The following is an 18,538-nucleotide window of genomic DNA, read 5'->3' as shown; positions in this document are numbered from 1 at the left end:
CGAAGCACCCGGCCTCGCTACACTATCTGATTATCCACATTGACCGATGATTCAACCCCGGAATAGGCATGGAAACGAAAAAAATAACAGTGAATACATTCCCGAGTTTGAGAAATCTTTCCGCCATCCTCAATACTGGGGTGCCTGGTTAGGCGTACTGGCATTTGCGGGGATTGCTTACGTACCGGCAAAAATCCGTGACCCTATTTTGGGTAAGCTCGGTCGCCTGGCGGGTAAATTTGGCCGCAGCGCTCGCCGTCGCGCGCAGATCAATCTGCTGTACTGCTTCCCGGATAAAAGCGAAGCTGAGCGCGAAGCCATTATTGATGAGATGTTTTCCACCGCGCCGCAGGCAATGGTTATGATGGCCGAACTGGCGCTGAAAGGGCCGGAAAAAATTCTGCCGCGCCTCGACTGGCAGGGGCAGGAGATTATCGATGAGCTCCGTGCCAATGGCGAAAACGTCATTTTCCTCGTACCGCACGGCTGGGGCGTTGATATCCCGGCAATGGTGATGGCGTCGCAGGGCCAGAAGATGGCGGCGATGTTCCATAATCAGGGCAACAAAGTCTTCGACTACGTCTGGAACACTGTTCGTCGTCGTTTTGGCGGTCGTCTGCACGCCCGTAACGACGGCATCAAGCCGTTTATTCAGTCCGTCCGTCAGGGCTACTGGGGCTACTATCTGCCGGACCAGGATCACGGCCCAGAGCACAGCGAGTTCGTGGATTTCTTTGCTACCTATAAAGCCACGCTGCCGGCGATTGGCCGTCTGATGAAGGTGTGCCGCGCGCGCGTAGTGCCGCTGTTCCCGGTTTATGATGGCAAAACGCATCGCCTGACCATTCTGGTTCGCCCACCGATGGATGACCTGCTGGAAGCGGATGACAACACCATTGCGCGTCGAATGAACGAAGAGGTGGAGATTTTCGTTGGGCCGCATACTGAGCAGTACACGTGGATCCTGAAGCTGCTGAAAACGCGCAAGCCGGGTGAAACCGAGCCGTATCAGCGTAAAGAACTCTATCCAAAGAAAAAGAAATAGCCCCGTAGCCCGGCGACACGACGCTTAGCCGGTTACGCAGATAAAAAAACCGGCATTGTCCGGTTTTTTTATAGCGAGAATAACTTACTCAACGGTCAGAATACGCGTGGTGTTGGTTGAACCCACGGTGCTCATCACGTCGCCCTGGGTAACGATAACCAGGTCGCCAGACATCAGATAGCCTTTATCACGCAGCAGATTTACCGCGTCGTGTGCCGCCGCAACGCCGTCACATTCGCTGTCGAAGAAGACTGGCGTCACGCCGCGATACAGCGCTGTCAGGTTCAACGTACGCTCATGGCGGGACATCGCGAAGATAGGCAGCCCGGAGGTGATACGGGAGGTCATCAGCGCGGTACGGCCAGACTCGGTCATGGTGATGATGGCGGTCACGCCTTTCAGGTGGTTAGCCGCATACATTGCCGACATGGCAATGGCTTCTTCCACGTTGTCGAACTGTACGTCCAGACGGTGTTTAGAAACGTTGATGCTTGGGATCTTTTCTGCACCCAGGCAAACGCGCGCCATGGCGGCAACGGTTTCAGAAGGGTACTGACCCGCAGCGGTTTCCGCTGAGAGCATCACCGCATCGGTACCGTCCAGCACAGCGTTCGCCACGTCCATGACTTCCGCGCGGGTTGGCATTGGGTTGGTAATCATCGACTCCATCATCTGGGTCGCGGTGATCACGGAGCGGTTAAGCTGACGAGCGCGACGAATCAGCGCTTTCTGGATACCGACCAGCTCAGGGTCGCCGATTTCAACGCCGAGGTCACCACGAGCAACCATCACGACGTCGGAGGCCAGAATGATGTCATCCATCGCGTCCTGGCTGCACACGGCTTCCGCACGTTCCACTTTGGCGACGATTTTGGCATCGCAGCCGGCTTCGCGCGCCAGACGGCGAGCGTAGTTCAGGTCTTCACCGCAGCGCGGGAAGGAGACGGCCAGGTAATCAACGCCAATTTTAGCCGCGGTATGAATATCCGCTTTGTCTTTATCGGTCAGCGCTTCAGCCGAGAGGCCACCGCCTAACTTGTTGATGCCTTTATTGTTGGACAGCGGGCCACCGACGGTCACTTCGGTGAATACCTTCATGCCCTGGATTTCCAACACTTTCAACTGTACGCGGCCATCGTCCAGCAGTAGGATGTCGCCCGGCACGACGTCAGCAGGCAGACCTTTATAGTCGATGCCCACTTTCTCTTTGTCGCCTTCGCCTTTACCGAGGTTGGCATCGAGCAGGAATTTGTCGCCGATATTGAGGAAAACTTTACCTTCTTTGAAGGTAGAAACGCGAATCTTTGGTCCTTGCAGATCGCCAAGAATAGCTACATGGCGGCCCAGTTTTGCTGCGATTTCGCGTACTTTGTCAGCGCGTAGCTGATGATCTTCTGGCGTACCGTGAGAGAAGTTCATGCGTACGACGTTAGCACCGGCGGAAATTACCTTCTCGAGGTTGTTATCGCGGTCGGTTGCTGGGCCTAACGTGGTGACGATCTTGGTTCTGCGAAGCCTTCTGGACATGTAATACTCCGTTGACTAATACAACTCAGGTGTTGCGTGAATAGGGATCCGGTATCAATCATTACCGAATGTTTAAATCGAATACACCGTTATTATCGGTTTTAGTGATTATCGCTGTGTGCGGAAAGCTCTTTATCAAACCGCGATTCCTTTAATGCTTCTTTGACTCGCTTCAAGTTATCCCTGAATTTCGCCCCTCGACGTAAGGTAAAACCGGTTGCCAGGACATCGATCACGGTTAGCTGCGCAAGTCTGGAAACCATCGGCATATAGATGTCGGTATCTTCGGGAACGTCCAGCGTGATAGCGAGGGTCGCTTCTCTGGCCAGCGGCGTGCCGGCGGAGGTGATGGCGATAACCATAGCATCATTTTCCCTCGCCACTTGGGCGACCTCGACCAGGCTTTTGGTTCTGCCGGTATGGGAAATCAGCACCACAACGTCATCGTCGCTGCAATTCATACAGCTCATACGTTGCAATACGATGTCATCAGAATAGATGACCGGGACGTTAAAGCGAAAAAACTTGTTCATCGCGTCATGCGCCACGGCGGCGGAAGAACCCAGGCCAAAGAAAGCAATTTTCTTGGCCTGCGTTAGCAGGTCTACCGCACGATTAACCGCCGACATATCGAGCGACTGGCGAACGTGTGCCAGGCTCGCCATGGCCGACTCGAAAATTTTCGCCGTATAAGCCTCAACGCTGTCATCTTCATCAACATTACGATTAACATACGGTGTACCGTTGGCTAGGCTTTGGGCAAGATGGAGTTTGAAGTCGGGGAAACCTCGGGTCTCCATACTGCGGCAGAAGCGGTTAACGGTGGGTTCGCTGACCTCGGCTTCAAGCGCGAGTGCGGCAATGCTTGAATGGATTGCCTGTTCTGGCGCGGCCAGAATAACTTCCGCCACTTTTCGCTCGGATTTGCTAAGGTTTTCCAGTTGGGTCTGGATTCTTTCCAGCATGTTCATCGTGACAAGTTGCTCATAGATTGAAACGATTCCATTAATGGGTGAAATCTGCAGGCGTTTTAGCAAGAATATACCCCTGAAGCTGAGTGAAAAGCGAAGAGGAACAGCAAAAAATGTTGTTTTTTTCATAACATGATCACCGTCGTATTTTAACAGACGAGGCTCAGGCGAAAGAACGAACAAAACTGGCGGATTGCCTAATGCCGCAGCCGCAATGGTTCCGAATTGTGCGATCGGAGCCGGCGAAAGGCGTTAAAGGGTTTCGGCAATTTCGTAAACACAGTACAGTGCACCGTAAGAAAATTACAACGATATCCGTCGCTTTTCGGCAAAAGCTGAACGGTGACGGGTAGATAGCCTGGCATAGAACCGGGAATATAAACTGAGGAGAATGACATGGCGGTAACGCAAACGGCCCAGGCATGCGATCTGGTCATTTTCGGCGCGAAGGGCGACTTGGCCCGCCGGAAATTGCTGCCTTCCCTGTATCAGCTGGAAAAAGCTGGCCAGATTAATCCGGACACCCGGATTATCGGCGTCGGCCGTGCCGACTGGGATAAAGCGGCATACACCAAAGTTGTCCGCGAAGCGCTCGAAACCTTCATGAAAGAGAAGATTGATGAAGGTTTGTGGAACACCCTCAGCGCACGCCTTGACTTCTGCAACCTCGATGTCAACGATGCGCCAGCATTTTCGCGTCTTGGCGAGATGCTCGATCAAAAAAATCGCACCACCATCAACTACTTCGCTATGCCGCCAAGCACCTTTGGCGCCATCTGCCGCGGCCTGGGTGAAGCGAAGCTGAACGCTAAACCGGCGCGCGTCGTCATGGAAAAACCGCTGGGCACTTCGCTGGAAACTTCCCGCGAGATTAACGACCAGGTGGGCGAATATTTTGAAGAGTGCCAGGTTTATCGTATTGACCACTATCTGGGTAAAGAAACGGTTCTGAACCTGCTGGCGCTGCGCTTTGCCAACTCCCTGTTTGTGAACAACTGGGATAACCGCACTATCGATCACGTGGAAATTACCGTTGCTGAGGAAGTCGGGATTGAAGGCCGCTGGGGTTACTTCGACCAGGCCGGTCAGATGCGCGATATGATTCAAAACCACCTGCTGCAAATTCTGTGCATGATTGCGATGGCTCCGCCGTCCGATCTGAGCGCCGACAGCATTCGTGATGAGAAAGTGAAAGTGCTAAAGTCGCTGCGTCGCATCGACCGCAGCAACGTGCGTGATAAAACCGTGCGCGGTCAGTATACCGCAGGGTTCGCGCAGGGGCAGAAAGTCCCAGGCTACCTTGAAGAAGAGGGCGCTAACAAATCCAGCAGCACCGAAACCTTCGTTTCTATTCGCGTGGATATTGATAACTGGCGTTGGGCAGGCGTGCCGTTCTACCTGCGTACCGGCAAACGTCTGCCGACCAAATGCTCTGAGGTTGTCGTTTACTTCAAAAACCCTGAACTGAACCTGTTCAAAGAAACCTGGCCTGAACTGCCGCAGAACAAGCTGACTATTCGTCTGCAGCCGGATGAAGGCGTGGATATTCAGATCCTTAACAAGGTTCCTGGTCTGGAGCACAAGCATAACCTGCAGGTGACCAAGCTGGATCTGAGCTACTCAGAGACCTTTAATCAGACTCACCTGGCGGATGCCTATGAACGTCTGCTGTTGGAAACCATGCGTGGTATCCAGGCGCTGTTCGTTCGCCGCGACGAAGTGGAAGAGGCCTGGAAGTGGGTCGACTCCATCACTGAAGCATGGGCAAGCGATAAAGACGCCCCTAAACCATACCAGGCTGGCACCTGGGGACCGGTTGCTTCGGTCGCGATGATCACCCGTGACGGCCGTTCCTGGAACGAGTTCGAATAAGGGACCGCGATAATCCGGAAGGGTTATTTTACCGGTAACATGATCTAACACAGCATGTAGTGCTATTTTTGCTCATTTAAGCCCCGAGTGGATTCACCACCGGGGCTTTTTTATTACACTACGGGTAGACCTTTGCCTCTGAGCTGCGCTATACGGTGATTTTCGATAAATCAGACCAATGATTTACCCGTGTAAGATAGCGGCCTGGACAGAAAAATTTGAGGAGCCTTTATGAACTCTGTAATGTTACGGGTAACAAATCGTATTATTGAACGCTCGCGCGACACGCGTGAAGCCTACCTGGCGCGTATCAATCAGGCCAAAACTGAAACGGTTCACCGTTCTGAACTGGCCTGCGGTAATCTGGCGCACGGTTTTGCCGCCTGCCAGCCCGACGATAAAGCATCGCTGAAGAGCATGCTGCGTAACAATATCGCGATCATTACCTCCTATAACGACATGCTTTCTGCCCACCAGCCGTATGAACACTACCCGGATGTGATCCGTAAAGCGCTGCATAGCGTGAATGCGGTCGGTCAGGTCGCGGGCGGCGTGCCGGCTATGTGCGACGGCGTAACCCAAGGGCAGGACGGCATGGAGCTTTCTCTGCTGAGCCGCGAAGTGATTGCGATGTCTGCTGCGGTAGGCCTGTCTCATAATATGTTTGACGGCGCGCTGTACCTTGGTGTGTGTGACAAAATCGTCCCAGGGCTTGCCATGGCGGCGCTCTCCTTTGGTCATCTGCCTTCCGTCTTTATTCCATCGGGCCCGATGGCGAGTGGTCTGCCGAACAAAGAAAAAGTACGCATTCGTCAGCTTTATGCTGAAGGCAAAGTGGATCGTAATGCGCTGCTGGAGTCCGAAGCCGCGTCCTACCACGCTCCGGGCACCTGCACTTTCTACGGTACCGCCAACACCAACCAGATGGTGATCGAATTTATGGGCATGCAGCTGCCGGGCTCCTCTTTTGTTCACCCGGATGCTCCGCTGCGTGCAGAACTGACCGCTGCCGCTGCGCGTCAGGTGACGCGTATGACCGGTAACGGTAACGAGTGGATGCCGCTCGGTAAGATGATCGACGAAAAAGTGGTGGTTAACGGTATCGTGGCGCTGCTGGCAACCGGCGGTTCGACCAACCACACCATGCACCTGGTGGCGATGGCGCGCGCGGCGGGCATCATCATCAACTGGGATGATTTCTCTGACCTGTCAGAAGTCGTGCCGCTGATGGCGCGTCTCTATCCGAACGGCCCGGCGGATATCAACCACTTCCAGGCGGCGGGCGGTGTACCTGTGCTGGTCCGTGAACTGCTGAAGGGCGGTCTTCTGCATGAAGACGTAAACACGGTAGCCGGTTTCGGTCTCTCTCACTACACCATGGAGCCGTGGCTGAACGAAGGCAAGCTCGACTGGCGCGAAGGCGCTACGGCTTCGCTGGATGACAACATCATCGCCACCTTCGACAAGCCGTTCTCTAAACATGGCGGTACCAAAGTCCTGAGTGGCAACCTGGGCCGCGCGGTCATGAAGACTTCAGCCGTCCCGGTTGAAAACCAGATTATTGAAGCGCCAGCGGTGGTGTTTGAGAGTCAGCACGATGTGCTGCCAGCCTTCGAAGCAGGCTTATTGGATAAAGATTGCGTGGTTGTTGTGCGCCATCAAGGGCCAAAAGCGAACGGCATGCCAGAATTACATAAACTTATGCCGCCACTTGGTGTATTATTGGACCGCTGTTTCAAAATTGCGTTAGTCACTGATGGACGACTGTCCGGTGCATCCGGTAAAGTGCCGTCAGCGATCCACGTAACCCCTGAAGCATATGACGGTGGCCTGCTGGCGAAAGTGCGAGATGGCGACATGATCCGCGTCAATGGCCAGACCGGCGAGCTGACGCTGCTGGTTGATGAAGCCGAACTGGCCGCACGCCAACCGCATATTCCTGATCTGAGCGCTTCGCGCGTGGGGACAGGCCGTGAACTGTTTGGCGCATTACGGGAAAAACTGTCCGGCGCAGAACAGGGCGCAACCTGTATTACCTTTTAAGATGACACGTTTTGTAGATCTGGCGAGAGAAAATTTCTGATGAAAAACTGGAAAACAACTGCAGAAGCAATCCTGACCACTGGCCCGGTAGTACCGGTAATCGTGGTTAACAAGCTTGAGCACGCTGTACCGATGGCGAAAGCGCTGGTTGCTGGTGGCGTACGCGTACTGGAAGTGACGCTGCGTACTGCCTGTGCGATGGACGCTATCCGTGCTATCGCAAAAGAAGTGCCGGACGCTATCGTGGGTGCGGGTACCGTGACCAACGCTCAGCAGCTGAAAGAAGTGACCGACGCTGGCGCGCAGTTTGCTATCAGCCCAGGCCTGACCGACAACCTGCTGAAAGCCGCTACCGCGGGCACCATTCCACTGATCCCAGGTATCTGCTCCGTGTCTGAACTGATGCTGGGTATGGAACACGGCCTGAAAGAGTTCAAATTCTTCCCGGCTGAAGCGAACGGTGGCGTGAAAGCGCTGCAGGCAATCGCGGGTCCGTTCTCTCAGATTCGTTTCTGCCCAACCGGCGGTATCTCTCCAGCTAACTACCGTGACTACCTGGCACTGAAAAGCGTTCTGTGCATCGGCGGTTCCTGGCTGGTGCCGGCCGACGCGCTGGAAGCAGGCGACTACGATCGCATCACCAAACTGGCTCGCGAAGCGGTTGAAGGCGCGAAGCTGTAAGGTGTTCGCTGCGCCCGGTCTGATAGCCGGGTAAGCAAAAGAAGGGCGGGTATGCGTAAGCAGCCCGCCTTTTTTCTTATCCCTGAACGACGACTGCCGCCGCGGCGATTTTGGCGCGTTCCACGGCCTCTTCAACGCTGTCTGCGGTTGCCAGCGCGACGCCCATGCGACGAGAACCCGCGATATCTGGTTTGCCAAACAGGCGCAGCTGTACGCCAGCTTCCAGTGCATTCTGCACGTTATCAAAGGTGACGTTGCGACTGGTCAGCGTCGGCAGCAGTACGGCAGAAGCGGACGGACCGTACTGACGGATGCCACCAATCGGCAGCCCAAGGAAGGCGCGAACGTGCAGGGCAAATTCCGATACATCCTGCGAAATCAGCGTCACCATGCCGGTATCGTGCGGGCGAGGGGACACTTCGCTGAATACCACGTCGTCACCGCACACAAACAGCTCCACACCGAAGAGACCGTATCCGCCCAGCGCCAGCACGACCTCGCGGGCGATCTCCTGCGCGCGTGCCAGCGCCAGTTCGCTCATCTGTTGCGGCTGCCAGGATTCACGATAGTCGCCATCTTCCTGGCGATGGCCGACAGGAGCGCAGAAGTGCACGCCGTCGACGGCGTTAACGGTCAGTAGGGTGATTTCGAAATCAAAATTAACCACGCCTTCCACAATCACTCGGCCCGCACCGGCGCGACCGCCTTCCTGCGCATACTGCCAGGCCTGCGCCAACTGGTCTTCATGGCGAATAAAGGTCTGGCCTTTCCCGGATGAACTCATGACGGGCTTCACGATGCACGGCAGGCCGATATCGGTGACCGCCTCACGGAACTGCGCTTCGCTGTCGGCAAAGTGGTAGGCTGAGGTTGGAAGCTTGAGCGTTTCTGCCGCCAGACGGCGAATGCCTTCGCGGTTCATCGTCAATTTGGTCGCTCGGGCGCACGGCACCACCTTCTGGCCCGCCTGCTCAAGCTCAATCAGCGTATCCGTGGCGATGGCTTCGATTTCCGGGACGATAAAGTCCGGTTTTTCCTGCGCAACCAGTGCTTTCAGGACATTGCCATCGAGCATGTTGATAACGTAAGCGCGGTGCGCGACGTGCATCGCTGGCGCATCGGCGTAACGATCGACGGCGATCACTTCAATGCCTAAGCGCTGGCATTCGATCGCCACTTCTTTACCTAACTCACCTGAACCCAGAAGCATTACGCGCGTCGCAGCGGGACGCAAAGCTGTTCCTAATAACGTCATTACCCATTCCACCGTCTATCCAAAGTTTGGCGCATTATAAACGAAAACGTTTGCGTCTGTCTTGCGAGTGGCACAAAAGGCTGATGAAACGTAGGATGAGGGGATAGGTTAAGTTGGCAATGAGCGCGACTTTTGCCAGGCTTAATAATGAATTAACACAACAAGAAGAATAACGAGATGCCACCTAAAGCGAAACGGATACCCCACACCATGACATTGCATGGTGATACGCGCGTCGATAACTACTACTGGCTTCGCGATGACACCCGCACCAAACCGGCGGTGCTTGACTATTTACAGCAGGAAAACGCCTACGGGCGCGAAGTGATGTCCTCCCAGCGCAGTCTACAGGATCGCGTGCTGAAAGAGATTGTCGACAGGATCCCACCGCGTGAGGTCTCCGCGCCTTATATCAAAAACGGTTATCGCTACCGCCAGGTTTTTGAGCCGGGACGCGAATATGCGATTTACCAGCGTCAGGCGTTAGATAGTGATGAATGGACGTTGCTGATTGATGAAAATAAGCGGGCGGCGCACAGCGAGTTTTATACCCTGGGCGGGCTGAACGTAGCGCCGGACAATAACCTGCTGGCGGTGACCGAAGATTTCCTTTCCCGCCGTCAGTACAGCCTGCGGATTCGCCATCTGGAAAACGAAACCTGGCTGCCAGAAGTGATTGACGATGTCTCGCCGGGCGTGGTGTGGTCAAATGACTCCCGCGTGCTTTACTACGTTCGCCAGCACCCCACGACGCTGTTGCCGTGGCAGGTCTGGCGGCATCAGGTTGGGGCATCTACCGAACAAGATGAACTTATCTATGAGGAGCAGGACGAGACGTTTTACGTCAGCCTGCACAAGACCTCTTCACGCCAGTACGTGGTGATTGTGCTCTCAAGCACCACGACCAGCGAAATGCTGCTGCTCGATGCCGACCAGGCAAACGCCCAGCCGCGCGTCTTTGCGCCGCGCCGTAAAGACCATGAATACAGCCTTGATCACTATCAAAACCAGTTTTACCTGCGCTCTAACCGCGATGGCAAAAACTTTGGTTTGTATCGCAGTGAATCCTGGGAAGAGGCTGAGTGGCAAACTCTGATTGCGCCGCGCGACGCGGTCATGCTGGAAGACTTCACGCTGTTTCGTGACTGGCTGGTGGTTGAAGAGCGCCAGCGTGGCTTAACCAGCCTGCGCCAGATCCATCGCCATAGCCAGCAGGAAACGGCCATCGCTTTTGATGATCCGGCCTACGTGACGTGGATTGCCTACAACCCGGAACCGGAAACCGCCTGCCTGCGCTATGGCTACTCGTCGATGACCACCCCCGACACGCTGTTTGAGCTGAACATGGACAGCGGAGAACGCCGCGTGCTGAAGCAGCAGGAGGTGAAAGGTTTTGATGCCAGCCGTTATCGCAGTGAGCGTCTGTGGATTACTGCACGTGATGGCGTAGAGGTCCCGGTTTCACTGGTTTACCGCCATGAACATTTCCGTCGGGGTAAAAATCCGCTGTTGGTCTACGGCTACGGCTCTTACGGTGCCAGCATGGACGCCGACTTCAGCAGCAGCCGCTTAAGCCTGCTTGACCGCGGCTTTGTCTTTGCTATTGCCCATATTCGCGGCGGCGGTGAGTTGGGGCAGTTATGGTACGAAGAGGGGAAATTCCTCAAGAAGAAAAATACCTTCAACGATTATCTGGATGCGACGGAAGCGCTGCTGGCCAAAGGCTACGGTGACCCCTCGCTGTGCTATGGCATGGGCGGTAGTGCGGGAGGTATGCTGATGGGCACGGTGGTAAACGAGCGTCCCGATCTGTTCCACGGTGTCGTTGCACAGGTGCCGTTCGTTGATGTCGTGACTACTATGCTCGACGAGTCGATTCCGCTGACCACCGGCGAGTTTGAGGAATGGGGTAACCCGCAGGATGAAACTTACTATCGCTATATGAAATCCTACAGCCCTTACGACAATGTGCGTGCGCAGGCCTATCCGCATCTGCTGGTGACATCGGGGCTGCATGATTCCCAGGTGCAGTACTGGGAACCCGCAAAATGGGTCGCTAAGCTGCGCGAGCTGAAGGTAGACGACAATCTGTTGCTGCTGTGCACCGAGATGGACTCCGGCCACGGCGGGAAGTCCGGACGCTATAAAAGCTATGAAGGAGTGGCGCTGGAGTTTGCCTTCCTGATTGCCCTGGCGCAGGGAACGCTGCCGGGGCAAACCGAGCGTTAATTACTGCTCGAGGTAGTGCTTAAGCGTAACGCGCAGTTCCGGGCTCATGCGGTCGAGGTTGTTAAACAGCCAGCGCAGGTAGCCCGGATCGTTTTTCGCCACTTCCGCGACTTCCTGCCCGCGGTACTTGCCGAAGGTAAAGGTACGCAGCAGCGCCGGTCGACCGGTGACGTCTACCATTTGATCCGGCGTCCAACCTGACACCTGCATAATATCAATCAGCAACGACGCGGTGATATAGCAGTCGTAAAGCGCGCGGTGATGATGCAGACCTGGTGGTGTCGCCACGCTTAGCTTGCGTGATTTATACAGCGCCATATTGCTGTACTTGATTCCCGGCCACAGGCGGCGGGCCATCTTCATGGTACAGATCCATTCGCCGTCCATTTCAGGCAACACACGGCGGTCGAAGCTGGCGTTGTGGGCGACATACCACGGGCTACCCTGGTAAAACGGCACTACTTCTTCAATCCACGGTTTGTCGGCCACCATCTCTTCGGTGATCCGGTGGATGGCCATCGCCTGCGGGCTGATAGGGCGGTCCGGGCGAACCAGATGACTCATCGGGTTGACGATTTTACCGTCAATAACATCGACGGAGGCTATCTCGACGACGCCCCCTTGTAGGTCACAGGTTTCTGTATCGATTACGCGCAGCATGGCAAACTCCGGCCTAAAACGTTTAGCGTAATGGAATGATCTCGCCTTGCCAACCCTGGGCGTTCTTTCTGCCTGTCAGCAACAGTTCGCCGCCGTCGGCGCGGACGATAAGCTGGCCGTTTTCATCCCACAATGCGCTGCCGCCTGAAAACGTGCCGCTGGCATAGTTCGATTTTAAAACGGCAATGGCATATTTGTGGGCGAAGCGCTGAAGCCGCTGGCTGGTGCGCTGCTGCTGCGGCTCCGCCATGGAGCTGACGGTTGCCAGCACTGAGGCTTGTGGGGAGAGTTCACACCCTTCATGGTTCAGCTCAAAGACGCTGATTTGATCTGATTCGGGTGCGAGACAGGTTCCTTGGCCTTGATGCTGCTTAATGGGGCCTGGGGTATGCGGGGCAAAAATGACAATACCCTTAATGCGTTTGCCGTCGTTGTCCATTGGCAGGCCAGCAATAATGGTCATTTGATGGCGCTGAGCGGCTTCGCTTAACGGCAAAAGCTGAGAATCGTCCGGCGGCGCAGGTAACGTCTGTTCGTCGTCAGGGCCGGTAAGCGAGAGCTCTGGAAATATCAATACCTTACAGGCCTGTTCGGCCGCGACATCGATAAACCGCAAATGGTGGGTAATGTTCTCCGCAACATCTCCCTTACGGGGAGCATATTGCGCTGCTGCGATAGTCCATGTCAGCATCGTTGCATCCTTCAACACGTTGTCATTGGGCTTTTATTCCAGCTCATAGTATCAGGATTGGCGTAAGGAACTGTAACCAAGCGTAAGCTTTACTTGGATTTAGGCTCGTACGGCAGCCGGGAAAGATTGACGGAGGCCAAACGGTGCGTAATCAGGCGTTCGCGGAACCAGTCTCGCAGATGCGCTGGCTGTTCACGTTCAACCACTTCGGCGACGACCGGCATGTTATAGCGCTCTTTAAACGCCACGCCAGCGGCAGCCAGATCAACGTTCACTTTGTCCATCTCGTCTTGTGGTAGGGTTGCCAGATTGGTGTGCATGATTTTCTCCTTGGAATAACGCGCAAAAGTTACTAAGAGTATCGCAAAATGGCAAGTCCAGAGGGTGCTCATCTCGACGAGAACATTATACAGCGTTATTCTTTGTCATATATCGATAACAAAAGGGAATGATGGAAATGAAATTCACCGCGCCTCGCGCACTCAGTGCCATGGTGTTTGTCCTGGGTTCACTCAGTGCTTCATCCGTCTGGGCTCATGCCCATCTTCAGCAGCAAATCCCAGCAGCAAATTCAGCGGTCAGCCCCGCACCTCACGCATTAACGCTTAACTTCTCTGAAGGTGTTGAGCCTGGCTTCAGCGGTGTGACGCTGATGGGGCCAGATAAGCGCATTATTCCCGTTGGTAAAGCCACGCGTAGCGAAAGCGATAACGCGCAGCTGGTTATTCCGCTGAACGAAACGCTGGGCCACGGGCTTTATACTGTCGAATGGCACGTTGTTTCCGTCGACGGGCACAAGACTAAAGGTCAGTACCAGTTTAGCGTGAAGTAATATGCTGGCGGCTCTCTACGTTGGCTTGCGTTTTGCTCACTTTGCCGCGCTGATGGTGGCCTTTGGCTGCACGCTTTATGCGGGGTGGTGGGCGCCTGCAGAACTCAGGCGTTTGCTGGTCCAGCGCTTTTCTCAGCTACTGCGCAGCGCGTTAGCGGTAAGCGTGCTTTCAGCTATGTTGATGCTGGTGGTGCAGGGCGGGCTGATGGGCGACGGCTGGTCAGATACCTGGCGGCCCGAAGTCTGGCGGGCGGTGATACAGACTCACTTTGGCAGCGTCTGGCTGTGGGAGATTGTCCTCGCGTGGGTCACATTAGGCGTCGCCTGGATTCAACCTCGACAGATGATGCGTCGGCTTTTGCTTCTGGGCGTCGCACAGTTTATCCTGCTGGCGGGTGTAGGGCATGCCGCCATGTATGACGGCGCGCTTGGTGTGCTGCAACGTATCAATCATGCGGTACATCTCCTTTGTGCTGGCGCATGGGTTGGCGGGCTGGTGCCGTTTCTTTATTGCCTGCGTCTGGCAAAAGGGCGCTGGCGTAAAGCGGCTATTGACACCATGATGCGCTTTTCCCGTTATGGGCACCTGGCGGTGGCTGGGGCGATTGCAAGCGGTCTGGTTAATGCCTGGCTGATTCAGGGTGGGCTTAGCGTTGCAACACCCTACGGGGTCGCGCTGTGGGTGAAGTGCGGCTTCGTGGCGTTAATGGTGATGGTCGCGTTGGCGAATCGTTATCTGCTGGTGCCGAGAATGTCGGCCGCGACGGAACTGACGCAGCGTATTTTCCTGCGAACCACGCAGGCGGAAATTGTCCTGGGGGCTCTGGTGCTGGCGTGTGTAAGCCTGTTCGCCACCTGGGAACCTTTTTAATTGAACTGGCGAATTATGAAAAAGATTATTCTCTCTTTGTTGTTACTTACCACCACCGGCTCAGCGTTGGCTGCACAGATTATTACCGTCAGCCGTTTTGAGGTGGGTAAGGAGAACTGGGCGTTCAACCGCGAAGAGGTCATGCTGACCTGTCGCCCTGATAATGCGCTGTACGTCATCAACCCGAGCACGCTGGTGCAGTATCCGCTTAATGATGTGGCTGAACAGCAGGTGAAAGCGGGCAAGACTCAGGCGCAGCCGCTAAGCATCATCCAGATTGACGATCCTAAACAGCCGGGTGTGAAAATGAGCCTGGCACCGTTTATCGAGCGAGCGAAGAAACTCTGCTGATTCTCAGAATATCTGTTTAAAAATCAATAAAAAACCGCAATCATTCTCATGGAATGGCTGCGGTTTTTTTATCTTATGCCGTTTATTCAACGAAATTTTTCAGCTCACAGCGGTTGTGGACTGGAAAACCTGTCACGGTCATCTATTCTTATAAAGCAAGGCGACTTAGCCTGCATTAATGCCAACTTTTAGCGCACGGCTCTCTCCCAAGAGCCATTTCCCTGGACCGAAAACAGGAATCGTTTTCGGTCTCTTTTTATCTGTCGTTTCCTTCCAACAGGGCAAACACGGTATACGGCTCGGGTGCTTGTTAAACCAATGTAAACAGATTTTCTGCCGCATCCAAGTACTTTTGTGTCATTTCGCAAAAAAAAAATTTCCGTGGAAATGTGATGCAGGAAATGGAACTGCTGAAAAACGCAGAAGAATCATTTCACTCACTAAAACCGCTATCGTGCTAATTATATTTATGCTCAGTATTAGAATAATTATTTCAATGCGTGAATAAAAATCGCTATTTTTTTTAAAAGAAAAAGCGCATGCTTGCGGCGAGTTAAGCCACAGCCTGCCACGCCGTATTACACCTCCGTATTCTGCCGTTTTGTAAATAAACGTCCGGACAGTGAATTTGTCGAATGCAGTACTGTCAAATACTCATACGTACCGCGTTAAGACAGAGGAATGGACTCATTTTTTTCTTAAGCGTTACCTTGTGCAGTGCTCCACGTTATCCGGAAAAAATGATGTTCCAGAATTTTGATGTTCGTTTGCTTCACCCACGTAATGGGTTGAAGTGGTTTGCGCTTGCTCTCTTATGGCTAGTAGTCCAACTCCCTTATCCGCTTTTACACCTGCTCGGTACCTCCGTCGGTAAAGCCTCGCGTCGTTTTCTGAAACGCCGTGAGCAAATTGCTACGCGCAACATTGAGCTCTGTTTCCCTCATATGACGGCGGAAGCGCGCGAAAAGCTGATTGAACAAAACTTTATGTCTCTGGGCATGGGGCTTATCGAAACCGGTATGGCCTGGTTCTGGAGCGATGCGCGCGTGCGCAAATGGTTTGATGTCGAAGGCTATGCCAACCTGATGCACGCGCTGACAGAACAGCGTGGGGTGATGGTGGTTGGTGTGCACTTTATGTCACTGGAATTAGGTGGCCGTGCGATGGGTCTGTGCCGTCCGATGATGGCAACCTATCGCCCGCACAACGACCCGTTGATGGAGTGGGTACAAACCACCGGGCGTCTGCGTTCAAACAAAGCGATGATCGATCGTCGTAACCTGCGTGGCCTGGTTCAGGCGCTGAAAGCGGGGGAGGCGGTGTGGTTTGCGCCGGATCAGGACTACGGCCCGAAAGGCAGCGTGTTTGCTCCGTTCTTCTCGGTGAGCGAAGCGGCAACCACCAATGGTACTAACGTATTGTCACGCCTTTCCGGTGCGGCGATGCTGACCGTGACGATGGTGCGTAAGCCTGATACGAAAGGCTACACGCTGCACATTAGCGAAGCGATGACCGATTATCCTTGCGGGGATGAAGTGTCGGCGGCGAGCTATATGAACAAAATTATCGAACGCGAGATTTTACGTGCACCGGAGCAGTATCTGTGGGTGCATCGTCGGTTTAAAACCCGACCGCGGGGAGAAGCATCGCTCTACAAAGTGGTGCCACACGCCAAATAAATAACCCGCCTATGGGCGGGTTCCTTTTGGGTTAGACAAGCCGCATAACCCAGGCATCAGACGGTTGATCGTAATGTTTGCGATAAAGCACTGAATGTTCGCCATCAAGAAGGGCCGGGATGCTGATATCGGCATCCCAGGCATCTAACTGCATGCACAAATCGGGATCGGACTTACAAGGGATGCTTAACGTTCGCTCGCCGTGTTGCTCGGCGTGCAGCACGGCATCATCAATTTCGAATGCGCCGATGCGTACGCTGGTTTTGCTCATAATGCTCTCCGTTAATCTGCTGACCGGTGTGGTACGACCAGTGGCCGTACCTTTTCATCCTAGACAACACAGAGCATTTCGCCAATCAAAAAATGCGCTTTTTTTGTGCGCTACTCCGACCTGTTGGCAAAAAGTTTTCCATCGCGCACCAGTTCACGCGGATAGCTGTTCTTCAGACGTGAACCAATACGTTTTGCCAGACCAAGCGGGAACCCCTGGAACGTGACGATGACATCATCATGAGACGGGGCATTTTCCGGGTAGACGTCGCGTCCACGGTACCATTCCTGCGCGTCAGCTGATGTTAATTCGTGGCCGAGTTCAGCGGGGTTGGCCAGCGCAATCACCGCTTCATGCTGCCAGCGGAAACCTTTATTGTGAGTTTCGGCAAGCTTAATACCAATGCGTGAGAAACGCACTTTACCCAGCAGCGGCTCGATTTCTTTCGGGAACAACCAGACTTCTTTGTCACGCTGCCATAGCACCAGCGACTCATCCCACTCAATACCGACACGGCGCGCGGCATCGATGACGGTATGGGATTCCCGGGTTTTCATCGGTACGAACGGGAATTTACCCACTTTGTAGCCCGGCGCGGGCAGCGGGTCGATCGCCGCCGTTTTCTGCAGACGGGCCACGAAGAACCCTTCGCAGTCATAAATCTGCGGGAAAACGTGCAGGTAACCTTCCGCAGTCAGCGCCTGGTCGGCAGTAGGGAAAAGGTCGCCTAACGGGAGAACGTGCACCGCATCGGGATAGCGCTCGAGCAGCCAGTTCACCACCGATTCATTCTCATCACGGTTGAGCGTGCAGGTGGAGTAGACCAGCGTACCGCCGGGGCGCAGGGCGTGAAATGCGCTGTCGATAAGCTCACGTTGGGTGTTGGCAATATCCTGATTGCTGGCAAGCGACCAGTTCTTCAGCGCGTCCGGGTCTTTGCGCACTACGCCTTCGCCGGAGCACGGCGCATCCAGCAAGATAGCGTCGAAGCACTCCGGCAACGCCGCGCCGAATACGCGACCATCAAAGTGGGTCAGCGCCGTATTGGCAATGCCGCAGCGGCTGATGTTGGCGTGCAGCACCTTGACCCGGCTGGCGGAAAATTCGTTAGCCAGCAGCATGCCGCGGTTACCCATTCGGGCGGCAATCTGAGTGGTCTTAGAGCCAGGTGCCGCGGCGACATCCATTACTCGCGCAGGCGCGTCACCGTCGGCAAACAGGGCTGCAACCGGCAGCATGGAGCTCGCCTCCTGAATATAAAACAGACCGCTCAAATGCTCTGCGGTACTGCCCAGCGGGAACTCGTCTTCGTTATCACGCTCAATCCAGAAACCTTCGGCGCACCAGGGCACCGGCGTTAACTGCCAGCCATAAGGCGCGACCAGTGCCAGAAAATCATCGACGGTAATTTTGAGCGTGTTGACGCGAATACTCCGGCGCAGTGGGCGCTGGCAGGCATCAATAAATGCTTCAAAGGAGAGATTCTTCGGCATGGCCTCGCGCATCTGCGCAAGGAATTCATCGGGGAAAAAGACTGCGTTTTGAGCCACTGGCGAATAC

Annotated in this window: 17 protein-coding genes; 9 read left to right on the top strand and 8 right to left on the bottom strand. The window is 54.6% G+C overall.

Features of this window, described 5'->3' with window-relative positions:
* The first annotated feature begins 46 nt into the window (after window positions 1-46).
* Window positions 47-1,045, top strand: coding sequence for a lauroyl-Kdo(2)-lipid IV(A) myristoyltransferase (gene lpxM / locus GKAS_RS01720; protein ID WP_035891695.1), 999 nt, complete (start codon window positions 47-49; stop codon window positions 1,043-1,045).
* Window positions 1,046-1,129: 84 nt separating this feature from the next.
* Here lpxM and pyk read toward each other — a convergent pair whose 3' ends face one another.
* The gene (pyk, locus tag GKAS_RS01715; RefSeq protein ID WP_035891694.1) at window positions 1,130-2,572 is read right to left on the bottom strand and encodes a pyruvate kinase; all 1,443 of its coding nucleotides are present in this window, start codon (window positions 2,570-2,572) and stop codon (window positions 1,130-1,132) included.
* A gap of 101 nt (window positions 2,573-2,673) precedes the next feature.
* Window positions 2,674-3,543 (bottom strand): MurR/RpiR family transcriptional regulator, encoded by an 870-nt coding sequence (locus tag GKAS_RS01710; RefSeq protein ID WP_035891692.1) that lies wholly within the window; start codon window positions 3,541-3,543, stop codon window positions 2,674-2,676.
* Window positions 3,544-3,939: 396 nt separating this feature from the next.
* Between GKAS_RS01710 and zwf the strand changes: the two genes are divergently transcribed.
* From zwf to GKAS_RS01695, 3 genes are all read left to right on the top strand, one after another.
* Window positions 3,940-5,415 carry a glucose-6-phosphate dehydrogenase gene (zwf, locus tag GKAS_RS01705; RefSeq protein ID WP_035891689.1) on the top strand — a complete coding sequence of 492 codons (1,476 nt, stop codon included), beginning with the start codon at window positions 3,940-3,942 and terminating at the stop codon, window positions 5,413-5,415.
* A gap of 231 nt (window positions 5,416-5,646) precedes the next feature.
* Complete coding sequence (gene edd, locus GKAS_RS01700) at window positions 5,647-7,458, top strand: phosphogluconate dehydratase (RefSeq protein ID WP_035891688.1); 1,812 nt, start codon at window positions 5,647-5,649, stop codon at window positions 7,456-7,458.
* A gap of 39 nt (window positions 7,459-7,497) precedes the next feature.
* Window positions 7,498-8,139, top strand: a complete 642-nt coding sequence (locus GKAS_RS01695) for a bifunctional 4-hydroxy-2-oxoglutarate aldolase/2-dehydro-3-deoxy-phosphogluconate aldolase (RefSeq protein ID WP_035891686.1) — start codon at window positions 7,498-7,500, stop codon at window positions 8,137-8,139.
* Between the two features lie 76 nt (window positions 8,140-8,215).
* Here GKAS_RS01695 and purT read toward each other — a convergent pair whose 3' ends face one another.
* A complete protein-coding gene (gene purT, locus GKAS_RS01690; RefSeq protein ID WP_035891684.1) occupies window positions 8,216-9,394 on the bottom strand; it encodes a formate-dependent phosphoribosylglycinamide formyltransferase in 1,179 nt (392 codons plus the stop codon).
* A 177-nt stretch (window positions 9,395-9,571) separates the two neighbouring features.
* Here purT and ptrB point away from each other — a divergent pair, with 177 nt between their 5' ends.
* A complete protein-coding gene (gene ptrB / locus GKAS_RS01685) occupies window positions 9,572-11,623 on the top strand; it encodes an oligopeptidase B (protein WP_035891682.1) in 2,052 nt (683 codons plus the stop codon).
* Here the strand turns inward: ptrB and exoX are convergent, their stop codons facing one another.
* The 3 genes from exoX to GKAS_RS01670 all read right to left on the bottom strand — a co-directional run bounded on the left by exoX (window position 11,624) and on the right by GKAS_RS01670 (window position 13,294).
* A complete protein-coding gene (gene exoX, locus GKAS_RS01680) occupies window positions 11,624-12,283 on the bottom strand; it encodes an exodeoxyribonuclease X (protein ID WP_035891680.1) in 660 nt (219 codons plus the stop codon).
* A gap of 22 nt (window positions 12,284-12,305) precedes the next feature.
* Window positions 12,306-12,974: a carbon-nitrogen hydrolase family protein gene (locus GKAS_RS01675; RefSeq protein WP_035891679.1), complete on the bottom strand. Its 669-nt coding sequence runs from the start codon at window positions 12,972-12,974 to the stop codon at window positions 12,306-12,308.
* Between the two features lie 89 nt (window positions 12,975-13,063).
* On the bottom strand, window positions 13,064-13,294 hold the full coding sequence (locus GKAS_RS01670; RefSeq protein WP_035891678.1) for a DNA polymerase III subunit theta: 231 nt from the start codon (window positions 13,292-13,294) through the stop codon (window positions 13,064-13,066).
* A gap of 137 nt (window positions 13,295-13,431) precedes the next feature.
* Between GKAS_RS01670 and yobA the strand changes: the two genes are divergently transcribed.
* From yobA to lpxP, 4 genes are all read left to right on the top strand, one after another.
* The gene (yobA, locus tag GKAS_RS01665; RefSeq protein WP_035891747.1) at window positions 13,432-13,806 is read left to right on the top strand and encodes a CopC domain-containing protein YobA; all 375 of its coding nucleotides are present in this window, start codon (window positions 13,432-13,434) and stop codon (window positions 13,804-13,806) included.
* Window position 13,807: 1 nt separating this feature from the next.
* A complete protein-coding gene (gene copD, locus GKAS_RS01660; protein ID WP_035891676.1) occupies window positions 13,808-14,677 on the top strand; it encodes a copper homeostasis membrane protein CopD in 870 nt (289 codons plus the stop codon).
* A 12-nt stretch (window positions 14,678-14,689) separates the two neighbouring features.
* Entirely contained in the window at window positions 14,690-15,028 is a 339-nt protein-coding gene (locus GKAS_RS01655) for a YebY family protein (protein ID WP_115074432.1), read from the top strand.
* 743 nt (window positions 15,029-15,771) lie between these two features.
* The gene (gene lpxP, locus GKAS_RS01650; protein WP_035891672.1) at window positions 15,772-16,707 is read left to right on the top strand and encodes a kdo(2)-lipid IV(A) palmitoleoyltransferase; all 936 of its coding nucleotides are present in this window, start codon (window positions 15,772-15,774) and stop codon (window positions 16,705-16,707) included.
* Between the two features lie 31 nt (window positions 16,708-16,738).
* Here the strand turns inward: lpxP and GKAS_RS01645 are convergent, their stop codons facing one another.
* Window positions 16,739-16,978, bottom strand: coding sequence for a YebV family protein (locus GKAS_RS01645; protein ID WP_035891671.1), 240 nt, complete (start codon window positions 16,976-16,978; stop codon window positions 16,739-16,741).
* 110 nt (window positions 16,979-17,088) lie between these two features.
* A complete protein-coding gene (gene rsmF / locus GKAS_RS01640; RefSeq protein ID WP_115074434.1) occupies window positions 17,089-18,528 on the bottom strand; it encodes a 16S rRNA (cytosine(1407)-C(5))-methyltransferase RsmF in 1,440 nt (479 codons plus the stop codon).
* Window positions 18,529-18,538 lie beyond the last annotated feature (10 nt).

It is taken from the genome of Kluyvera ascorbata ATCC 33433, from assembly GCF_000735365.1.
GTDB classification, from domain to species: Bacteria; Pseudomonadota; Gammaproteobacteria; order Enterobacterales; family Enterobacteriaceae; genus Kluyvera; species Kluyvera ascorbata.
This window is presented reverse-complemented; position numbering and strand designations above follow the sequence as displayed.

What these genes read in the sequence shown, in the direction of transcription:
- lpxM (WP_035891695.1), top strand. Translation starts at nt 47, where the DNA reads ATGATTCAACCCCGGAATAGGCATGGAAACGAAAAAAATAACAGTGAA.
- pyk (WP_035891694.1), bottom strand. Translation starts at nt 2,572, where the DNA reads ATGTCCAGAAGGCTTCGCAGAACCAAGATCGTCACCACGTTAGGCCCA.
- GKAS_RS01710 (WP_035891692.1), bottom strand. Translation starts at nt 3,543, where the DNA reads ATGAACATGCTGGAAAGAATCCAGACCCAACTGGAAAACCTTAGCAAA.
- zwf (WP_035891689.1), top strand. Translation starts at nt 3,940, where the DNA reads ATGGCGGTAACGCAAACGGCCCAGGCATGCGATCTGGTCATTTTCGGC.
- edd (WP_035891688.1), top strand. Translation starts at nt 5,647, where the DNA reads ATGAACTCTGTAATGTTACGGGTAACAAATCGTATTATTGAACGCTCG.
- GKAS_RS01695 (WP_035891686.1), top strand. Translation starts at nt 7,498, where the DNA reads ATGAAAAACTGGAAAACAACTGCAGAAGCAATCCTGACCACTGGCCCG.
- purT (WP_035891684.1), bottom strand. Translation starts at nt 9,394, where the DNA reads ATGACGTTATTAGGAACAGCTTTGCGTCCCGCTGCGACGCGCGTAATG.
- ptrB (WP_035891682.1), top strand. Translation starts at nt 9,572, where the DNA reads ATGCCACCTAAAGCGAAACGGATACCCCACACCATGACATTGCATGGT.
- exoX (WP_035891680.1), bottom strand. Translation starts at nt 12,283, where the DNA reads ATGCTGCGCGTAATCGATACAGAAACCTGTGACCTACAAGGGGGCGTC.
- GKAS_RS01675 (WP_035891679.1), bottom strand. Translation starts at nt 12,974, where the DNA reads ATGCTGACATGGACTATCGCAGCAGCGCAATATGCTCCCCGTAAGGGA.
- GKAS_RS01670 (WP_035891678.1), bottom strand. Translation starts at nt 13,294, where the DNA reads ATGCACACCAATCTGGCAACCCTACCACAAGACGAGATGGACAAAGTG.
- yobA (WP_035891747.1), top strand. Translation starts at nt 13,432, where the DNA reads ATGAAATTCACCGCGCCTCGCGCACTCAGTGCCATGGTGTTTGTCCTG.
- copD (WP_035891676.1), top strand. Translation starts at nt 13,808, where the DNA reads ATGCTGGCGGCTCTCTACGTTGGCTTGCGTTTTGCTCACTTTGCCGCG.
- lpxP (WP_035891672.1), top strand. Translation starts at nt 15,772, where the DNA reads ATGTTCCAGAATTTTGATGTTCGTTTGCTTCACCCACGTAATGGGTTG.
- GKAS_RS01645 (WP_035891671.1), bottom strand. Translation starts at nt 16,978, where the DNA reads ATGAGCAAAACCAGCGTACGCATCGGCGCATTCGAAATTGATGATGCC.